At 38.3% G+C, this 1,888-nt stretch carries 3 protein-coding genes; 2 read left to right on the forward strand and 1 reads right to left on the reverse strand.

Features of this window, described 5'->3' with window-relative positions:
• A partial coding sequence (locus QVO88_RS06805) for a glycoside hydrolase family 5 protein (protein WP_288177854.1) occupies window positions 1-674 on the reverse strand: 674 nt, incomplete at its 3' end.
• Window positions 675-909: 235 nt separating this feature from the next.
• Between QVO88_RS06805 and QVO88_RS06810 the strand changes: the two genes are divergently transcribed.
• Window positions 910-1,452, forward strand: coding sequence for a hypothetical protein (locus tag QVO88_RS06810; protein WP_022287747.1), 543 nt, complete (start codon window positions 910-912; stop codon window positions 1,450-1,452).
• Window positions 1,453-1,608: 156 nt separating this feature from the next.
• A partial coding sequence (locus QVO88_RS06815; protein WP_288177855.1) for a hypothetical protein occupies window positions 1,609-1,888 on the forward strand: 280 nt, incomplete at its 3' end.

Genomic DNA, 1,888 nt, shown 5'->3' on the forward strand with positions numbered 1-1,888 from the left:
ACTGTTTCGACGAACGCCTTTGCGTACTGATTTACGACTTCTCTTGACTCGGCGTCGCCTATCCACTCGTTGCCCTCGCCTCTAAGTCTAGGCTCGTTCACGCCCTCGAAAATGAGGTGCTCGTCATAGCCCTGAAATCTGTCGCATATCTGCTTCCAGAGGGCTTTGAGCTGCTCTATATCCTTATCGGCACGGTCTTTCTTAGGCATATACCACTCCTCGTGGTGGGTGTTGAGGATAACGAACATTCCGTTGTCGATACCGTAATCGACAATTTCCTGAACTCTGTTCATCCATGCTTCGTCAACTGTATAGTTCTCGTCCATGTGAGTACCCCATGAAACAGGAAGTCTGAACACGTTGAAGCCTGCGTCCTTGACCTGGTCTATCATCAATTTTGTGGTTTCCACATTTCCCCATGAGGTTTCAGCGTCAAGACCTGAGCCGCCTGTGGCGTCCATGGTATTGCCAAGATTCCAGCCCACTTTCATCTGAGCCACAAGGTCTTTTGCAGTGGTCACTGTCATAGGGTCATTGGTATGCTTCTGAGTATTTTCTGTAGCTGAAGAATCGTTTTCAGCCTTTGAGGAGCTGTCCGAACTGCCGCAGGCTGTCATCATTGATACGCCCATTGCAAGGGAAAGCACTGCTGCAAGTAGTCTTTTGATTTTCATATTTTGGTTTTCCTTTCTCACCATATAAAATAATAATATTTATATTTTAGCTCATTAATGTGGATTTGTCAATAGGAATAATAAAATTAGATAAACGCACAAAGTTCTGTTGAAATGTGACTATATATACAAAATATGTTTTTTGTTATTCATTTTGCCAATTGACAATTATAATCATAAACTGTATAATTTAAACATAGAGTATTTAATTTGAAAATTATATGGGGGTACAACTATGAAAGCTAAACACGTTGGCATAATAATATGGGTAGTTATTGCCGTCGCTTTTATATTTTGCTTTTGGTATTTTGGCATAAGACATATTTTTGCTGATAAGGATACATCAGAGGAAGAAGATCTCATAGTGGGCAGCATGGCTGAATGTTCTCACGGAGATGATTTTGTTGAGCCGGTTTTACAAGCTGGCGATTATTACATTGACGGAAACACTGACAATAACGTATTCTATATTCACATCGGAGATGATGAAACATACAATGTTTGCGGAGATGTTGAAAAATATATTGATTCTTTTGCAACATTTTTTGATGACAATTTGAAAGCTGAATCCATTGAACAGTACAGCAAACCGATGCGATATAGGATCATGACCTATCATGAAGCCGGGGACAGAACACTTATACAGCTTGAACAAAAAACTGAAAATGGTATAGGCTTTTCTACAGGTCCAAGTTACATAAGCGAAACTTCCTTTAAAGACGGCGACAACATCTACAAACTTGTGTCGGAAAGCACAAGTTCAAATTTGGATAATTAAACACAAACAGGCAGATTCTGCACTATGTGCATAGTGCGGTAAAAGAAAGCAGAAAATTATATATATTGCCAATTGACTTGCCTTTTATTGTATGGTACAATATATTTACAGTTAAAAGCTGTGATAAAAATATATAATTTACAGGAGGACAAAATTATGAAAAAAATTATCAGTTTATTCATGGCAACAATTGTTGCGGCGGTGTTACCGTTCACTTGCTCGGCGGCAAATATTCAAAACCCCAAGTATAAAGGTGTATATTGGGATACTAAAAATGATTTGGCGTATATCGATATACAAACAGCCAAATGTTATGCAATAATTGTATATTCGCCTGTTAATAACAAATTCATTAAAGGTTCTACAACTGATTTCAGTATAACGGACAAAAGTTTTACCGCTGATTTTTCAAAAGTAGTTTTTGTAAACCGTTCAG

This window comes from Ruminococcus sp. CAG:57, assembly GCF_000435935.1.
In the GTDB taxonomy this organism is placed as follows: domain Bacteria; phylum Bacillota; class Clostridia; order Oscillospirales; family Ruminococcaceae; genus Hominimerdicola; species Hominimerdicola aceti.